This window comes from Mesorhizobium sp. M1273 (genome assembly GCF_040318195.1).
Classification (GTDB): Bacteria; Pseudomonadota; Alphaproteobacteria; order Rhizobiales; family Rhizobiaceae; genus Mesorhizobium.
Genome location: NZ_JAMYLV010000015.1, coordinates 98,630 through 115,405 on the forward strand (window position 1 = coordinate 98,630; position 16,776 = coordinate 115,405).

Annotated in this window: 14 protein-coding genes and 2 pseudogenes; 8 read left to right on the plus strand and 8 right to left on the minus strand. The window is 58.0% G+C overall.

The genetic code is table 11. The annotated features are described in order from the left end of the window. Positions 1-14: 14 nt before the first annotated feature. Together NKH30_RS17905 and NKH30_RS17910 are read right to left on the minus strand one after the other, a co-directional pair. Positions 15-830: a ComEC/Rec2 family competence protein gene (locus NKH30_RS17905; RefSeq protein ID WP_352683238.1), complete on the minus strand. Its 816-nt coding sequence runs from the start codon at positions 828-830 to the stop codon at positions 15-17. Between the two features lie 97 nt (positions 831-927). Next, the gene (locus NKH30_RS17910) at positions 928-1,623 is read right to left on the minus strand and encodes a hypothetical protein (RefSeq protein ID WP_352739014.1); all 696 of its coding nucleotides are present in this window, start codon (positions 1,621-1,623) and stop codon (positions 928-930) included. Positions 1,624-1,765: 142 nt separating this feature from the next. Between NKH30_RS17910 and NKH30_RS17915 the strand changes: the two genes are divergently transcribed. From NKH30_RS17915 to NKH30_RS17925, 3 genes are read left to right on the plus strand one after another with little or no spacing between them, the layout of a single operon-like run. Beyond that, entirely contained in the window at positions 1,766-2,137 is a 372-nt protein-coding gene (locus NKH30_RS17915; protein ID WP_352996380.1) for a hypothetical protein, read from the plus strand. Next, a complete protein-coding gene (locus NKH30_RS17920) occupies positions 2,134-2,313 on the plus strand; it encodes a hypothetical protein (protein WP_352683230.1) in 180 nt (59 codons plus the stop codon). The genes NKH30_RS17915 and NKH30_RS17920 overlap by 4 nt, the downstream gene beginning before the upstream one ends. A 52-nt stretch (positions 2,314-2,365) precedes the next feature. Continuing rightward, positions 2,366-2,821, plus strand: coding sequence for a transposase (locus NKH30_RS17925; protein WP_502911483.1), 456 nt, complete (start codon positions 2,366-2,368; stop codon positions 2,819-2,821). A gap of 167 nt (positions 2,822-2,988) precedes the next feature. Here the strand turns inward: NKH30_RS17925 and NKH30_RS17930 are convergent, their stop codons facing one another. From NKH30_RS17930 to NKH30_RS17945, 4 genes and pseudogenes are all read right to left on the minus strand, one after another. Further along, positions 2,989-4,206 carry an MFS transporter gene (locus NKH30_RS17930; protein WP_352996384.1) on the minus strand — a complete coding sequence of 406 codons (1,218 nt, stop codon included), beginning with the start codon at positions 4,204-4,206 and terminating at the stop codon, positions 2,989-2,991. Between the two features lie 57 nt (positions 4,207-4,263). Then, the gene (rpoN, locus tag NKH30_RS17935; RefSeq protein WP_352996385.1) at positions 4,264-5,700 is read right to left on the minus strand and encodes an RNA polymerase factor sigma-54; all 1,437 of its coding nucleotides are present in this window, start codon (positions 5,698-5,700) and stop codon (positions 4,264-4,266) included. Positions 5,701-5,769: 69 nt separating this feature from the next. Beyond that, positions 5,770-6,303 (minus strand): peroxiredoxin, encoded by a 534-nt coding sequence (locus NKH30_RS17940; RefSeq protein ID WP_352996387.1) that lies wholly within the window; start codon positions 6,301-6,303, stop codon positions 5,770-5,772. A gap of 1,676 nt (positions 6,304-7,979) precedes the next feature. Continuing rightward, positions 7,980-8,292, minus strand: a pseudogene (locus NKH30_RS17945) (transposase); the annotation flags it as partial. 1,040 nt (positions 8,293-9,332) lie between these two features. Between NKH30_RS17945 and NKH30_RS17950 the strand changes: the two are divergent. Both NKH30_RS17950 and NKH30_RS17955 read left to right on the plus strand, forming a co-directional pair. Then, on the plus strand, positions 9,333-10,943 hold the full coding sequence (locus tag NKH30_RS17950; RefSeq protein WP_352996389.1) for a UbiA family prenyltransferase: 1,611 nt from the start codon (positions 9,333-9,335) through the stop codon (positions 10,941-10,943). A gap of 78 nt (positions 10,944-11,021) precedes the next feature. Continuing rightward, the gene (locus NKH30_RS17955) at positions 11,022-11,288 is read left to right on the plus strand and encodes a hypothetical protein (protein WP_352996391.1); all 267 of its coding nucleotides are present in this window, start codon (positions 11,022-11,024) and stop codon (positions 11,286-11,288) included. Between the two features lie 487 nt (positions 11,289-11,775). Here NKH30_RS17955 and NKH30_RS17960 read toward each other — a convergent pair whose 3' ends face one another. Further along, a complete protein-coding gene (locus tag NKH30_RS17960; RefSeq protein ID WP_352996393.1) occupies positions 11,776-11,964 on the minus strand; it encodes a hypothetical protein in 189 nt (62 codons plus the stop codon). 149 nt (positions 11,965-12,113) lie between these two features. Next, positions 12,114-13,082, minus strand: coding sequence for an NAD-dependent epimerase/dehydratase family protein (locus tag NKH30_RS17965; RefSeq protein WP_352996395.1), 969 nt, complete (start codon positions 13,080-13,082; stop codon positions 12,114-12,116). Positions 13,083-14,143: 1,061 nt separating this feature from the next. Here NKH30_RS17965 and NKH30_RS17970 point away from each other — a divergent pair. From NKH30_RS17970 to NKH30_RS17980, 3 genes and pseudogenes are all read left to right on the plus strand, one after another. Further along, positions 14,144-14,347 (plus strand): annotated as a pseudogene (locus NKH30_RS17970) (IS110 family transposase); the annotation flags it as partial. A 772-nt stretch (positions 14,348-15,119) separates the two neighbouring features. Further along, complete coding sequence (locus NKH30_RS17975; RefSeq protein WP_352996397.1) at positions 15,120-15,662, plus strand: hypothetical protein; 543 nt, start codon at positions 15,120-15,122, stop codon at positions 15,660-15,662. Continuing rightward, on the plus strand, positions 15,577-16,713 hold the full coding sequence (locus NKH30_RS17980) for a cytochrome P450 (RefSeq protein WP_352996456.1): 1,137 nt from the start codon (positions 15,577-15,579) through the stop codon (positions 16,711-16,713). Before NKH30_RS17975 ends, NKH30_RS17980 begins: the two co-directional genes overlap by 86 nt. Positions 16,714-16,776: the final 63 nt, after the last annotated feature.

Here is a 16,776-nt window from a genome sequence, read left to right on the forward strand (position 1 = left end):
CCTTCATAGTCAGCTTAAAATGGCCCCCAAGAATCGGAGTTGAAAGTGAACGAAATCAACCCGTCTTTGCGAGTGGTGAGCACGTTGCGTGTCTCGTTCCGGAAGGGTCCGCTTTTGGTGAATCGCCGATAAAACGGGATCGTCTTTTGTGTGTCGTACATGTAGCCCTTGTCGGAAATGACGACATAGTACGGCTTGCAATACTCGAAGATCTCCTCGCAGCAACCGCTTTCGCGCCCGTGGTGCGACGCAACCAACACGTTGGTGTCTCGGAGAGCTTGGCGAAAATCTTCCAGCTCAAGAAGCTTCAACCAGCCGGCACGCTCCAAGTCCCCAGGGAACATGATCCCTTTTCCGTTGCAGGTGAGATGAACGACCATGCTTAGATTGTTTTCGTCGTCGAACGCTGGATAGTCGTTATAAAAAACCTTCTTAGTCATCCCAGCAAACGAAGGCCCAGGTGATGCCACACCGCCCGTGCCGCCGGTAAAGATGTTATCGATAGCGTCGACCAATTTGGCGATTCCGGCTCCCATCCCGTCTTCGCTCTTTAGTGCTTGGATTGTCTTTGACGAAACGGATTTGTTTCTCAGAAGCCAGTTGATGTTGATTTTGCGATCATACATATTTGGCAGGCCGGCAACGTGATCCTCATCGTAGTTGGTGACCGCCAGCATATCGAGGGTCATGATCCCTCGATCGTATAGATAGTTGCCCGGCCGCCAGCCGGTAAGGCCGTTCTGGCCGCAGTCCAGCATCAGCCTGGTCTGATCGTCACAAGTGGCAATCGCGCAAGCGCCGTGTTCAACGTCGAATATTTCTACTAACATTTTGATGAACCGCTATTCTTCCTATTCAGCTGTTGCTGAAACAGCCAGAAAGGCAAGAGGCGTCCCGGCAGCGTCCGAGTTTTCCCACCGAGTTATTTTAGGTCGCGTCCGCCTCGACAGCCGCAAATGCGACGAAGACTTCAATGCTGTATAGCCGGTAGAATTTCAGATACCGCTTGAAGAGTTGAAAAGAGATGAGGGCGAAGCCTGCCGCCACCATGACTTCGTGGGCGGCGCTGCCGAACGTATCCAGCCGCGGCGCGACCAAAGCCTGCACCAGCAGCAGCTCGGCGGTGACGGCCGCGATGAACGACAGGTTGCGGCAAAAGCCATAGACATTCAAAAAATTCTCAAGCCTCGGCTTTGCATGGTCGTCTCGCTTTGCCACGGTGTAGGCTACCCAATAGGCTTCGTCGCCATGGAGGCCGGTTCCGGCTTTCGCCAGCGCGGCCTGGACGCGGGCGCGCGTCGGCCGTGACAGAGGGGTGAAATAGGCCGGCAGCAGAGACCGCAACAACCAAGAGGCCCTCTGCTCGGGCGACAGGAGGTGAACCGATGGCGGCTTCAGCATGTCGTGAACAATGCCGGCCTCGAGGATCCGGGATGCAGGCCCCGCCACCAGATGGCCTGCCGCGTATGAAAGAAACAGGACAAACACGCCGGTGGGCACGTCCCAGCTGGCGTGAATGACGAAGCTGGTCCCGAAAAAAAAGTCGAAAGCCGCCAGCACGAAAAAGCCTTGCGGCAGGTAGGCGAACACGTCGTAATCGCTAAGACGGCCGAAAATATCCATTTGCCGTTCAAACCCCCAAAGCCCCAGGGAAGTGTTTCATGGGAAGAGCATTGAAACAAGGTCGCGCCGGGTGTGCGGGGGCGTCTTGAACCGCGTAGGTTTTTGGCGTCTCATTGCCGGCTTGAAACTGGAGGAGGGACAAGTGTCAGCAATACCAAAAAGCGTTCTGGAGGTGCTCGGACACGAGTGGAAAGTTGACGAAGGTTATTCTGCTTTCGATGCCGTGTTAAATGACCGAGAAGACCAGGGTCGGCGATCCAGTCCGTCTTTTTATCACATTGCGACCGGCAAGGAGGTGGAAACGGATTTCGACATTTTCTCTCACAAGGAAGCCAAGAAATTAGCCGCGGAGCATGTTTTCGGCTCAATGGCCGCTGTGAGAGACAGCGGCGTTACCATTAACGAGCACGCTCAACATGCATTCGAAGACTTCTGCCACGAAGTCTACGGCGCGTGGGCAAAGTATCGGGAGAAACTCGACCAGGTCGAGCGTTTCAGCAAGCGGCCGGCATGATCGTTGGCATCGGCCTCTCGTGCTTCGCAATGGCCTTCGTGCTGTTTGCCGCCGATCCTTTTGACTACCACCCAGATCCTTTCCTACAGGCGCTGGTCTGGGTGGGCTTTGGCGTTTGGTGCCTCGCTACAGCTTGGCAGCAGCGCAACTGGCGCCCGCCGCCTGACGAGAGCTAACACGGGCGGCGTTGATACGCCCTGACGCCGCGTGTGCACGGTGACGCACAGCTTGGCGCTGGTCGATGATCCTGCCCGATTATGTCGTTCGCGCAAGGTTGGGGCGCATTTCGGTCTTACGCCGCCGCGCAGATACAGCTCGGGTGAAATTGATCTGTCGGGGAGGATCAGCAAAATGGGCGATCGCCACATGCTCTACCTGGCTGCTCAGATCACCTTCGACGAGACCGAGGACTTGGTCGTAGATGAAGGCATGGGCAATGAAGATTGCGAAGAGCCGCGGCCTCGCGAAGGCGCGCGTCGCCCTTTCACGCCGCGTTGCAGCCACCCTGCACAAGATGTGGCTGACGGGCGAGCCGTTCCGGTGGCAGAAAACGGCGCTTGCCAACGTCTAGTCGAGGATGTTGAACAACCGTATCCGCTGCGGCGAAAGTCCCGGCAAGGGACGGGTGAGGGTGAGAGCGACTGTCCGTTTGGTGTGCAGTCGGCCGACGAAGGGACGCCGTGAACAAGATGGCGGTTCACGTGTCGGGCGGCGAAGGTCGCCATGGCCCGGAGGTGAAGCCGGCGAGGCGCTTCCGCTGGTCCATGCAAGCGGAGGATCGCGCCGCGCCGTGCATGCGATTGCATCTCTCGTCCCGCTGCGCTGCTGAGACCTCTCTCCTGTCAGGCGGTCTAGGTTTCGCGCTTCGGGCCGAGCAGGAACACTGTCAGGGCGGCGAGGAACGTGGCAACAGCACTGTAGGCAATGGCACTGGTAACCCCGGCATTGTCCACCAATAGTCCGCCGAAAATCGCGCCGGCTGCGATTGCCACTTGGAATGCTACGACCATCAGCACACCGGCGCTTTCGGCCTGCTCGGGAACGGCCCGCCGCACCATCCACGTCTGTAATCCCACCGGCACCGCGCCGAAGGCAAAGCCCCATGCGGCAACCGCAATCGCCGAGGCGAAGGCCGATGCTCCCGCCGTCAGCAGCGAAACAGCGGCTATCGCTATGAGCAGCGGTGCAAGGGCCGCGACTGCCTTGAGACTGTACTCGGCCAGAAGCCCGCCGGCCAAATTGCCGAAGAATCCGCCGATGCCAAAAGCAAGCAACACAAGCGAGATCGTCTCGACGTCCAGCGCGGGAATCTCCTCGAGGAAGGCGCGGATATAAGTGATTCCGGCGAAGTGGCCGGAAGCGACAAGCAGGACGACCACAAGCGCGACCTTGACCATCGGAATCTTAGCCACATCCAGCAGGCTGCGGAAGCTAGCCACTCCAATCGGAGGCAGTCTCGGAATGGTTATGAGTTGCACCAGCAGTGTAGCCGCGCCGCCGACTGCGGCGAGCATGAAGGCGCTTCGCCATCCCCAGATATCGCCGACATAAGCGCCGATTGGAGCTGCGCAAACGGTAGCCACGGAAACGCCGGTGAGGATGATCGCCATAGCGCGCGGCAGGAGGTGGCTTGGAACGAGCCGCATCGCCAGTGCTGCCGACATCGACCAGAAGCCTCCGAGCGCTATGCCGAGCACGACGCGTGCAGTCAGGAGAACCGCCAGCGACCACGCGCCGGCCGCCAGAACGTCCGCCAGGATCAGCAGCAGCGTCATCGCCCACATGACGATCCTGCGGTCCAGGCGCTTTGTGATGATGGCCACCGTCGGCGCCGAGATCGCCCCGACGATAGCGGTCGCCGTCATCGCCTGTCCAGCCGCTCCCTCGGTGATACCGAGATCATGTGCGAGCGGCGTGAGCAGGCTAACAGGCAGAAACTCTGCGGTCACCAGCCCGAAGGTGCCCAAGGAAAGCGAAATGACCGCACCCCATGCGGGACCAGACGGTGGGACGGGCTTTTCTGAGTCGTGCAGAACAGCGTCCACGACGCCTGCCGCGGATTGGGCCATGAACGAAGTCTCCACTTTGATGCAATGCAACGTGATGTTGGCTGCCTTGACCCAAATTTAAAAACACAAGCGCATTTCCCGGCGGCGTTGCACGGAGGAGGGGATGTTCATTGCTTCGCGATATTTTGTGACGGTGCGGCGTGCAACATCGATGCCGGTTTCCTTCAGCCGGGCAGCGATGTCCTCATCCGAAAGCACGTCGCCGGGAGATTCTGCGGCAACCATCGCTTTGATCCGGTGGCGGACAGCTTCGGCGGAGTGCGCATCGCCGCCTTGGCAGGACGCGATCGCGACGGTGAAAAAATACTTCAGTTCAAAGACTCCGCGCGGGGTAAGCATGTACTTGTTCGAGGTCACCCGGCTTACGGTCGACTCGTGCACGCCGATCGCGTCAGCGACGGTCCTGAGATTGAGAGGCCGCAGATGGGCGACGCCATGTTCAAAAAAGGCATCCTGCTGGCGCACGATTTCAGCCGCAACCTTAACAATCGTCTTGGCGCGTTGATCGAGGCTGCGGATCAGCCAGTTTGCGTTTTGCAAGCATTCGTTGAGAAATGCTTGATCTTTCGAATTTTGGACAGTTTGACGCGAGACTTCGGCATAGTAGGTTTGGTTGATCAGCAGCTTGGGCAGTGTGGCCGGATCAAGTTCGATCTGCCACCCGCCTTCCGGCGAGGGCGTGACCCAGACGTCGGGTATGATTGATTCAGACGCACCGGATTGGAATCGATTTCCAGGCTTGGGATCGAGCGCCCGAATCTCATGCATCATGTCGAGAAGGTCGTCTTCATCGACGCCGCAATGCTGCTTCAGTGCCTGAAAATCACGTCGCGCAAGCATTTCAAGATTGGCAACCAAAGCTGCCATTGCCGGGTCGAGCCGGTTTCGCTGGCGCAACTGGATCTCGAGGCATTCTCTGAGATTTCGCGCAAAAACTCCCGGTGGATCAAATTGCTGCAACGTTCCGAGAACCCGTTCCACAACAGCCTCACGGACATTCAGGCTCTCGGCCAGCTCCAAAACGTTTGCCCGAAGATAGCCAGTGTCTTCCAGATCGGCGGCAAGCTGGCCAGCGATCAGCCGCTCCTGTGGTGTGAACGCAGTGAGGGCGATCTGACGAGCAACATGGTCGTGCAATGTTTCGGCGAGGGTGGCAAACTCGTCGAAGGAAGGGCCATTGCCGGGCGGGTTGTTGGTCGTGTTGCGAAGTGATTTCCATTGCCCGAGCCGTTCAGGCGACCCGGCCCCGGTCGGTCCGTCAACGGCGTTTGCGCGTGGGCCGACAGGCTGATCCGCTCCCGAAATCGAAACATCGCCAAAAGGCCCGCCATCGTTTGGCGCAGGTTCCAAGAGCGGGTTCTTTTCGATTTCCCGCTCCACGAACTGATGCAGTTCAGTATGCGCCAGTTGCAGCAAGCGAATCGACTCAATGAGTTGAGGCGATGCGACCATTGATTGCTTCTGGCGCTGAAGCAGGCTTGCTGAGGATTGCATGGTGAGCGCGATAATCCTGTCGAGGAGCCTCTTGGGGCGGGCAATGGCACCGGTGAGACGTTTTCTAGGTCATGCGGCAGCTTTCAGCGTTTCGAGAACGTTTTGCGGGGATGAGACGCCATAGGGGTCGGCCTCGCAGTTGTCGGAGAAACCTTCCTCCTCAAACCACTGCTCCACCACGCCATTGTTGATCAGGGCGGCGTAGCGCCAGGAGCGCATCCCGAAGCCGAGATTGTCCTTGGCGACCAGCATGCCCATCTTGCGTGTGAACTCGCCTGAGCCATCGGGGATGAGCTCAACCTTCTGCAGGCCCAAGGACTTCCCCCACGCATTCATGACGAAGGCATCGTTGACGGAGACGCAGTAAATCGCGTCAATTCCCTCCTTCTCAAACTCATCATAGAGCTCTTCGAAATTAGGCAGTTGGTAGGTCGAGCAGGTCGGAGTGAAGGCGCCAGGCAGCGAGAACAGGATGACGCGCTTGCCGGCAAAGTAGTCGTGAGATGTCTTTTCTTCCCAGCGATATGGATTTGGGCCCTGGACTGACTCATCGCGAACACGCGTGAGAAAGGTGACGAAGGGAACCTTCTTTTGAACGGTCATCAACTTGCTCCTCAGGAAAAAACTGGCGCGCCGGATTCTGGCAGAGGCTGGCGCAATACCGAGCAAAGGCTCGTATGCCGGGCATGAAATGAGGCCCTCGCGGCTCGCACCCTCCTTTTTCCATCCCGATGTAGGGGACCGTCTTGGCTGCTGGTCTTGGTCACTCGAACGCCATCGATCTGAGCGAGCTGGAGGCCGTCGAGCCGTTTGGGCGATCTTTCCACGGCTATGGCGCTGGAAGCGGCATCGATCACTCGCGCTCGTGTCCGGGAAAAAGTGATAGCGGCCGGAAGTAGCCAATGTCGGAACCGTGTGGAGGCCTCAAATGTGACTTCACGCAAGAGACCCGCGTCACTGAACTGGTTCAGCTTATTGTCGATTTTTGCCAGTGGCCCGCTGACCTTGGCTTGGGTGACCCTTTGATGGGGCTCTCGGGCACTCACATGCTGAACAGAACCGGTAAACGGCAATTGCGCGAGCGACACGTGTTGGCGTCCCGGCATCGGACCAGCCATGCGCAAAGCGGCTACCGAGCACGGTCCTCCGGAGGAGACGATGTCCCGATGTTCAGCGGAAACGGGCACCGTCGCCTCGTGCCACCGTGTAGAGCTTCGCGTGTCAGCCATGGTTCGGTAGTCGCTTTCTTCGTGCTTTGATGGGCTCTAACCACGAGTAGCAAGCGGCATGCCATTTCCAATGAAGATGCTTTTGCAGCGACCCTTTGGCTTCGGGAAGTGTGTCTTCGCCAAGACCGGGCGCGCGCTATAACCGCCTGGTCACCACACTCAACAAAGGTCCGTCTCGTGCGGATTCAGCGCTTCCACACCGGCTGGGGACGACGAAGCGACAGACCGAGCCGATGCATATCGCACACCGGCGGGACTGCAGCGATTGTATAGCGTCTGCCGCTCGCACGTTCTTGCGTGCGCAGGCACGGGCTATCGCGAAGCTGTCGCAACGACGTTGAGCGCGCGCTCTTCAGCAAGCCCCCTAGTCCGGATTCGATGAGGATCGAGTTCGGCTCGGGTGCGACGTTTACATGCTTGAAATTCCATTTGTTCTCCCCGGGCGTGTGTAGCGGCAAGACTTCTTGTGTCAGAAACTGGACAAGAATGTCGCAAGCTAGACTGAAAGGTCGCCAAGGCCGGCCCACCGGTTAGTGGGCAAGCGGTGTAACGCAAACGGAGCGCCAATCCGGCACGCAAACTGCTTCGATGATCTTGTCAGTGGGACGACAGCAGTGCGTTGCGGAGAAGCCAGGAAACGACATGGAGCGTGGTCGAGGCTCGCCAACGCGACGGCAGAACAGGACGGTGAACCCAGCCCCACCTCTAGGCCAGACCGCTAGTAGTGAGCCACTGCGCTTCCCCCCTTGCTTTGTTGTTCAGCACGCTGTGATGACCGCGATCGGTGTCGCATTGGTCTCCACTCAATTCTGAACCTCTATCAGGATATATATCATGACTGATATGGTGCGCTTTACGTGGCAGGGCACGACACTGGAGCCGGCGCCGACTGACGTGTAACCCATCTTGCCTTGGTACTTCCATGCGCCGGCGCCCATCCTCCGCGGCAGATTCGGATCCGGGGTGATTGGAATACCCCCTGGCAGACAGATCTGGCCGCCATGCGGCGCGCCTAGCGTGACCGCTTGGGCCGGTCCCTTTTCACAACCGGGCGTGGTTCTTTGAGGGCGAGCCATCGGGGCCAGTACCGACGAACCAGCGGAACAGAAGATGGTATTCCAGCGGTTTCATCAACGGCCGCTCCGAATGGATTGATTAGAACGCCTGCAAACGCTTTGCGGAGCAGCTTTTCCGGCAGGATTGACACCCCATCGGCGTGTACAGCCCTGCCAGGCCCGCTTCAACGCCGCCAGCGCCTCGTTCACATCGCCCGAATGCGGCGCAATGGGTCATCACGCCGCACCCACGCCTCCAGATCAACATAACCGAACAGCTTGCCAGACTGTTCGTCTCCGCCGCGCATGACCAGCCGGTCGAGAATTGGCCGCGGCACTCCGACACCACCTGCACGCGGTGACAGGGCTGGAGACCTGGCTCAAGCTCCTCCGTATCGCGCGTGATCCTTTCTCCCCGCAGGTCAGCGGCCAAGGGCAGGCTCCGAGCGGCTCAACGAGCAGGAGGGTGCGCGCGTCAGCAAGCGCAAGATGGTCGGACGGGCACTCTTGCCGAGTTTCTAATGGGTCGCCTCTACGCGACGCAATATCGAGCGTCAGCGCGACGAGTCTCGCGGTCCGCCGCCGCTGTGAGGCTCCTGCTCGCCACCAACTTCCTGTCCGAGGTGGCGAGGCCATCCCCAATGCGCGCGTCCTTCTTCCACGAAGATCGCTCGATGATGAGCGTGGTATGCGGCGTTGCAACCGTGGAAAAGGCCGTAAATCGAAGCATTGGCCGAGTGGCTGTCGCGGATCGCCGCGTCGTTTCGGCCAGAGGGAGCTTCTCGTGGACGAACGGGTAGCCTTGCCTGAGGTAACCTGGTGGGCTGGCGAAGGGCCGCGGCCGTGGCCCGTCGTCGATTGACGCCTTAATCGCAGCGACGGCAATCGCGGACGATCTCACTCTGGTGACGCGCAATAGCAAAGATTTGAAGGCTTCGGCAGTGCACTCTTCGGTCTGACGCCACCAGCAGATAGGGCGCAGCCGATCCTGGCAGCGCACCCTCGCCCGCCGTCCTGATGTCGATTTTGTTGAGTGCGCGACACAGGGCAGGAGTTCTGTCCCAATTTCATGCAGGCCCTTGAATAGTATAGACAAAAACTCTTCTTGGCCTCTTGCTGCATAGTTGGCACGACTTTTGATGCTTCTTTGTTGCAATGTAGCCGGACCTTTCGAAAACATTAGCTTGGGAGGCGAAGGGAGAAACAACATGTCAGGTTGGCGCGAGTTCACATTTCCGGAACTGGGGCTTATTCGGAGGTTCTTCACTCTCCTAGATGCGTTCCACCGCCGTGTCGACCTGGGGCATAGAAATTGGTGCTGCAGCGACGCCTTAGGCCACATCGCTGCGTGGACGCTCTCAAGGAAGCGACACCCTTGCGGCGAGATTCGGTGGTGCTCACACCAAGCAGAATAGAATTGCGATCTTCCCATGTCGAATTCGGCCCAGGCAGTTCTGTTCGCCTCTTTGATGAAGTCGCAGGGATAACTGCAATTAGCGCTTCGAGGAGTAAGATGATGACATGTAACCTTGGTGGCTTTGACCGTCGGCTACCTTTAGTTTGTGACTTGGATGGCACTCTGATAAGGTCCGACAGTTTTCATGAGAATTTCTTTCAAGCCTTCTTTCATTCGCCGAAGCGCCTGTTTTGCTCCGTTCCACGATGGCTTAACCGCGCGGCCCTGAAACACACGCTGGCAAACATTCGTCCGATTGAAGTGCGAGCCCTTCCATATCGTGAAGAGGTGTTGGATCTAATACGTCATGCGCACACTGACGGACGTGAGATTTATCTCGTCACGGCAGCTGACCAGAGCATAGCTGACAACGTCATTTCTCATCTTGGCGGGTTCGACGGAGCGAAGGGCAGCGATGGCTCCTTGAACCTCAAGAGCCGCAACAAGCTGAAATGGATTCAGGAAAGCTTTCCCAACGGGTTCATCTATGCGGGCGACAGTACTGCGGATCTCCCTATTTGGGAGGCGGCTACCGGAGCCGTTCTTGTTGGCAACGCAGTAAGGTACGCAAGTCAACTCCGCAACGCTGGCGTCGAAGTTATGACAATTATCCCAGAAAAAAACGGGTCGGTGAAGGACTGGCTGTCTGAACTCAGGATACACCAGTGGTCGAAGAACGTACTGATCTTCGTTCCGTTGTTTCTTTCCCAGACAGCGGGCGACTTTCGTGTCGTCTTAAAGACGGCGATCGCCTTCCTTGCTGTCGGTCTCGTTGCTTCTTCAACCTACGTCATCAACGATCTAGCCGATTTGGAGGCGGACCGGGCGCATGCGACCAAGCGCTTCAGGGCGATTGCCGCCGGCAGAATAAGCATCATCAACGGTTTTTTGGCGAGCATATTCCTGCTCGCTACAGGGCTTGGAATGGCCTTGCTTTTGCACGCTCGATTCGCGCTGGCCGTTTCAAGCTATCTGGCACTGACATTAGCATATTCATGCTGCTTCAAGCGTTACGCCCTGCTCGATGTGACGGTGATTGGAGGTCTGTTCACATTGAGGATCGTCATGGGACAGGTGCTGAACGATTTCGAATTCTCGCCGTGGCTTTTTTCTTTTTCATCCCTGCTCTTCTTTTCGCTGTCGCTCGCAAAACGGCATGTGGAGGTTATGCATGCGCACTCCCAAGGGAAAGACGTTATCAAGGGGCGGGGATATTTGCCCGACGATTGGCCGCTTACCCTGGGTTATGGCCTTGCTTCCGCCTCGGCTTCGATCGTCATCATGCTGATTTTCGTTGCGCTCGACCCCAGAGTGACTGAAGCATATCACAATTCCGTATGGCTCTTTCTCGCGCCGGCCGGCATGTTCATATGGCTGCAAAGGATCTGGATCCTCAGTCATCGCATGGACTTGCACGACGATCCGGTAGTTTTTGCGCTCAAGGACAAGACTAGCTATCTAATCGGCGCCTGCATCGCGTTGGCGTTTGCCCTGGCTTTGTAAGACAAAGGCATTGCAAATATGCAATCGACATTCGCAGTGACCTTGATGCGCCCCTGTGCCTCTGACAGGAGCCGCCGAATGTCGCGGGCGCATCGCGACGGCGCTGACGACAGGTTTGCCGGAAGCGCGACTTCTTGCAGCCGGAGGCGGGCACTCGTTCTTGCGGAAGAACACGTGTCGCAGTTGCGTCAGCAAGGTGTGGAAATCGTGACGGGTGGTGTCCGAGAATTGGAAACTGTCCGCGCATTCGTGGCCGGTGCCCAGGGCACCGCATTAATCCACATGGCGGCGGTCATTCACCCCAAAACGGTTGCCCAGTTTGAAGCAATCAACGCAAGGCACTAGTGCTTACAGCAGGGCAAAAAGCAGGTGTGCGGCTGTTGTGCAACTGCCGATCGACAACGCAGCTGTGACAATTATGGACACCATTTTCCTGAAGGTAGAGAAGAAGACCACGGCAAGCTGCGACCGACTCCTCCCGTGCGGAGTCGATTTTGGGCAGTCCATGACGACGCCACCTGAGCGGATCCGTCGCAAATTTGGCTGAACGCATGCGCAGAGCAGCTTGGCCACTGCGGCAGCGCTGTCGGCGTCGATATCGAACGGCAACTAGTTCCACTAGCAGGTCAATCAATCGGCAGCATATCACGTGCAGCGTGAGCTCCATTTCAAACACTGTTTTCCTGGACCCCGGGCTGATCGATCATTTGCCCGTGCGGTTCTTGCCTCGTACATCCCCGACGTACCGCCTTCAGGTACGCTGCTGAATGATCATGCCGGGAATCTTCGTGTTTCGGCAGCACGGCTCAGTTGCCACGCGCCAGCTAGTTCGCTAGAGCAACTGGCCCACCTGCATGCGCGGCTTCTCCGCCGTCACGCGGGCAAGCCAGGAACCCTCGGGCGCATCCGGATGCCCATTGCACCACGGCCAAGGTGCCGACGATGACGCGCTGGCGACGCACGGCGCTGATATCACCGAGGTCGAGAAGCGGCTCTCGCGCTCGCACCAGAGTGCGAGCATGCCGCTAGCTGCCACGAGGCACTGCCACCCTGCGACGCCGCGCCGCGGATGAGCACCTTCGTGGCCTGTGCACTAATGGCGTTGTCAACGAGGTCGCCGCCGCCCCGGTACTTGAAACGTCACTTGGCACCAGCTTGCCGTGGCACGATTTACAAGGACTTCAAATATCCCGTATAGGCCTCAAAAAGGATATCCATATCGCTCCTCGTCGGCGCCCAGCCCAAACCTTTGGTCGTCCCCTCCGTGTCAAGAACATAGTCCATGTTCGCAATAGCGAATTGCTCCGTATGGAGTAGTGTCAAAGCCGCTCTATCAAGCAATGAAAGAATAGTCTTCAGAATGACCGCCGGTACAGGAAGAAGGATCGATCTTGAACCGGCTCGCCGGGCTAATTCTCGGAGAAGCTCTTTGACAGTAGGCGGTTCACGAGAGCCGAGATGAAATGGACCAGACGGGCAATTTCTTTCTACGGCCGCCAGCGCGGCAGTGACGCAATCCTCAACGGCAATCATTTGATAGCGGTTTTCGCCGGTGCCTACTAACGGGATAGGTAACCCAGCTCTAATTAGTCGAAAGAGCTTCGTCAATATTCCAAGGCGCCCGGCGCCGGCGATCAGTCTTGGCCGAAATACGGTCGCATGGAGGCCAAACTCCCGACAGGCTTGCATCATAAGCCGCTCCGCTCCGACCTTGCTCCTACCGTACGGTCCGATCGGACGTTGCATATCGTTCGGATTGACCGGTGTATGATCGGGTTTTCCGTAGGTCATGTCCGTGGAAAAGAAAACAAGTCGCTGCGTGCAACCCGCCGAGATTGCTTCCAGCAGACAACGGGTGCCATTGACGTTCACGTCAGCAAACCATCCGTCTCGATTTCTATAAGGTACACCACCGTGAAATTGACGCGCCGCAAGGTGATAGACCACATCATCGCGTTGGAGCTGAAGCTTCCTCAGGTCTCGATGCTGCCGTACGTCACCCATTACGAAATCTATCGACTTGTTAGTTGCGAATGGCTCATCGAGATCAAAAACGACAACGTTCTCTCCCCGCCGGGCGAGATTGGATGCCATGTACGTTCCGACGAAACCGGATCCTCCGGTGATGACATGTCGCATCGGGCTACGCCGTCCTAGCAATTAGGACTACGCCCGCGCAAATCAACGCGATGCCAGCCAGTCTTGAGAGTGGTATTGCCTCGCCAAGCAGAAAGAAGCTGAGTACGACCGCAATTATGTATCCAATCGATAGCATCGGATAAGCGACACTAACGTCATAAATCGACAGCACCACCAGCCACAATAAGACACTTACTGCATAACAGGACAAACCACCCCAAAAATAGAAATTGCTAGCGAGTGTCAAAGCCATTTGTATTGGAGAGCCTCCGGACCGTAAGGTACCAAACGTCAGCATGGCGGAACGCAAAGCGATTTGGGCTAGTGCATTCATGCTTACGCTAAAGACGATCAGTACAAATGATGAAGCGGTCACGATGTGCTCTTGGTCAGGCTGTACAGATAGAGTTGCAGCTGAATGTTGTGGAAACACCGGTGAAGCCATTCCGGAACGAAGCAATAAAGTGTTTTCTAGCGCGTGTGACAGACGGAGAAAATTCTAGATCATACCCGTCATCTTACTGAGTATACGGTGACTTTACAAGGTGCAAGTAGGCTAGTTTGCAATCAACATATGTAAGATTAACTTGTACCTCAATTTAGCGTGGATCGATGGCGTCGACAAGGAATTATATATAAAAAAGCGTTAAATCATTATTGCGCTTGTTGGGTGTACCTTAACATTTTTCTATATGGAAATACTCCAACTGTCGACGTAGGAGGAACCGATCGAATGAAATTCTTGCGGAAAAATTGAACGAGCACGGCCACACCAGCGTACGGATTTGGTTCAATGTTGCATTGTGGAGTTGGTTGGCATCAACAGTTCGTTTTGTAAGAGAAAGGCCCAATCCTCCGCTCCCGGTAGTTTTGCCAATTATTAACCCTATCGCAATGCCGGTTCCGAGTTCGAGCGCAACCGTTCCGCAGTCAGGCGCACGAGCACAGGCCGCGCCAGCAGTCACCTCAAAAAGCCACTCCGTCCGCTCCATCGCGGCCCAAGGGGTGTCGTGCCTCAGGCGCAGCAGAGGATCAGATCCGCTACGATCGGATTATAGGCCGCCCTCGATGAGGCGGCGCATTCGCTGCTTGTGCTCAGCAAGGAATGGTCGAGCCTCATGGGGCATAAATGTCGCCAACGGCGCGGTATGGCGATAGCCCGGGTCGCGGTTGCCCGCAAGCTCGCCGTCATCCTACATCGCATGTGGAGCGATGCGACCGCGTTCCGCTTTGGCAAGGAAGCCGGCGGCCCCGAGTCGGCATGAAATAGGACAACACATAAACGAAGAGGAACATACAGACAGTGATTTACCCGAGAGGGTGATCCGGATCGTTCCCGTGGGACGATGGGCAAGGCGATCTCGTTGGCAGGCTAGATCCTGGATATATTCTCCCATGGTCGCCCAACAGATTGAGACGCCTCGCCCTCTTGACCCCATCATGCGGCGGCCCAGCGCCGACCGCGAAGAGAAGCGAGTGACCCACGGGGCGACATCGTCCGGAAAGACAGGAAGCTTGACCTCATCGACCCCAAATCAGAGAAGCCTGCTAGGCCAATGACTGGTCTCCCGCGACCCACTTGCACCCATGGCCGCACGGCCGTTTCGCCGTCAATAACTCGAGGTAGGCCGGCTCCGGGAATTCCGCGCGTACGGATCTGTGCGGGGGCCCAGCAAATCGGCGTTCCTTCCGCGATTTTGTGCCCAAAGATCCGATAACGAGGCACGTAGCAAGGACGTGAACCCCTGAGCCAACCAGGAGGCCTCCCCATGGGTCAACACGGTCAAGTGGCCTGCCATCATTCCAGGACAGGACAACTGATAAAGAACGTGTCGCCAGTCTGTCTCACGACTATCCGACACTGTTCTGTCGCCTTTGTTGTCCGCGACACCGGCCTATTTCGCCGAGCTCTTGTCTGGCCTCAGGCTAATCCCCTGAAAAGCAATCACAATTTTTTCTTCTGCTGGTCGGCCAAATTGGCACGAGTTTTGATGCTGCTTCGTTGCGGGCCGGGAGCCGCCGACCGACCTTCATTTCGTGGATGGCACCGCGATCGATGGAACGAAGAAAGAAAAGCAAAATGTCAAATCCGCATCAGATAGCATTCTATGGGAAGGGGGCCTCGGCGAAACCGCCCCCTACCAAACAGGCTCGCCGCCCTTGTCGACCCTTGCGCAGGAAATCTTGATGGCCGGCTGCGACTCAAAGGCCCGCCACACTCGCCTTATCCTGAACTCGAAGGCGCAGGATAACGTTCTGCATCTCGCCGCGTGGTATGCCTTAGGCAGTTACACGTTGGCCGATCTTGAAAATCGAGTCGGGCTACGCCGCGGAGGACGTCCTCTACATGCCGTCTTACGTCATTCGATTCCCGCAGCGCCTGCCGGTCACCTTCCCCCCTTCCATCGCTTAGAGATCAAGTGCCACCATGTCCGAACAACCCTTGCCGACGCTGCCGATGTGGCGCGTCGATCACATCGAGCCCTCGCCCGAGATGTTGGCGCAACGCGCCAACGGTCCGATCCACCGCGTGCGCTTCCCGTCCGGGCACGAAGGCTGGTGGGTGACAGGCTACGATGAAGCCAAGGCGGTGCTGTCCGACGCGGCGTTCCGGCCCTCGGGAATGCCGCCGGCGGAATTCACCCCGGATTCGGTGATTCTCGGATCGCCTGGGTGGTTGGTCTCGCACGAGGGGGGCGAGCATGCCCGGTTACGCACGATCGTGGCGCCGGCCTTCAGCAACCGCAGGGTGAAGCTGCTCGCGCAGCAGGTCGAGGTGATCGCCGCGCAGTTGTTCGAGACACTGGCGGCCCAGCCCCAGCCCGCCGACCTGCGGCGCCACCTCTCCTTTCCACTTCCGGCCATGGTCATCAGCGCGCTGATGGGCGTGCTCTACGAGGATCACGCCTTTTTCGCCGCGCTGTCGGACGAGGTGATGACGCACCAGCATGAAAGCGGCCCGCGCAGCGCGTCGCGCTTGGCCTGGGAAGAACTGCGCGCCTACATTCGCGGCAAGATGCGGGACAAGCGCCAGGATCCTGGCGACAACCTGCTGACGGATCTGCTCGCGGCGGTCGACCAGGGCAAGGCAACCGAGGAAGAGGCGATCGGCCTGGCGACGGGCATGCTGGTGGCGGGGCACGAGAGCACCGTCGCGCAGATCGAATTCGGCCTGCTGGCCATGTTCCGCCATCCGCAACAGCGCGAACGCCTGGTCGGCGATCCATCCCTGGTGGACAAGGCGGTGGAGGAAATCCTGCGCATGTACCCGCCGGGCGCGGGCTGGGACGGCATCATGCGCTATCCGAGGACCGACGTGACCATCGCGGGCGTGGATATTCCTGCGGAGAGCAAGGTGCTTGTCGGCCTGGCGGCAACGTCGTTCGATGCGCGCCATTTCGACGACCCGGAAATCTTCGACATCGGACGCGACGAAAACCCGCACCTGGCGTTCTCCCATGGGCCGCACTACTGCATCGGCGCGGCGCTGGCCAGGCTGGAACTCAAAGTGGTGTTCGGTTCGATCTTCCAGCGCTTTCCCGCGCTGCGCCTGGCCGTGGCGCCCGAAGAACTGAAGTTGCGCAAGGAGATCATCACTGGCGGGTTCGAGGAGTTCCCGGTGCTCTGGTGATGCGCGGACGCCGCCGGGAATCGCGATCTTCTCCGCAATTGCCGGCGCGCCTGGCGCGCGCCG

What these genes read in the sequence shown, in the direction of transcription:
- NKH30_RS17980 (WP_352996456.1), top strand. Translation starts at nt 15,577, where the DNA reads ATGTTGGCGCAACGCGCCAACGGTCCGATCCACCGCGTGCGCTTCCCG.
- NKH30_RS17940 (WP_352996387.1), bottom strand. Translation starts at nt 6,303, where the DNA reads ATGACCGTTCAAAAGAAGGTTCCCTTCGTCACCTTTCTCACGCGTGTT.
- NKH30_RS17955 (WP_352996391.1), top strand. Translation starts at nt 11,022, where the DNA reads ATGTCGCGGGCGCATCGCGACGGCGCTGACGACAGGTTTGCCGGAAGC.
- rpoN (WP_352996385.1), bottom strand. Translation starts at nt 5,700, where the DNA reads ATGCAATCCTCAGCAAGCCTGCTTCAGCGCCAGAAGCAATCAATGGTC.
- NKH30_RS17965 (WP_352996395.1), bottom strand. Translation starts at nt 13,082, where the DNA reads ATGCGACATGTCATCACCGGAGGATCCGGTTTCGTCGGAACGTACATG.
- NKH30_RS17920 (WP_352683230.1), top strand. Translation starts at nt 2,134, where the DNA reads ATGATCGTTGGCATCGGCCTCTCGTGCTTCGCAATGGCCTTCGTGCTG.
- NKH30_RS17960 (WP_352996393.1), bottom strand. Translation starts at nt 11,964, where the DNA reads ATGCTCGCACTCTGGTGCGAGCGCGAGAGCCGCTTCTCGACCTCGGTG.
- NKH30_RS17910 (WP_352739014.1), bottom strand. Translation starts at nt 1,623, where the DNA reads ATGGATATTTTCGGCCGTCTTAGCGATTACGACGTGTTCGCCTACCTG.
- NKH30_RS17930 (WP_352996384.1), bottom strand. Translation starts at nt 4,206, where the DNA reads ATGGCCCAATCCGCGGCAGGCGTCGTGGACGCTGTTCTGCACGACTCA.
- NKH30_RS17905 (WP_352683238.1), bottom strand. Translation starts at nt 830, where the DNA reads ATGTTAGTAGAAATATTCGACGTTGAACACGGCGCTTGCGCGATTGCC.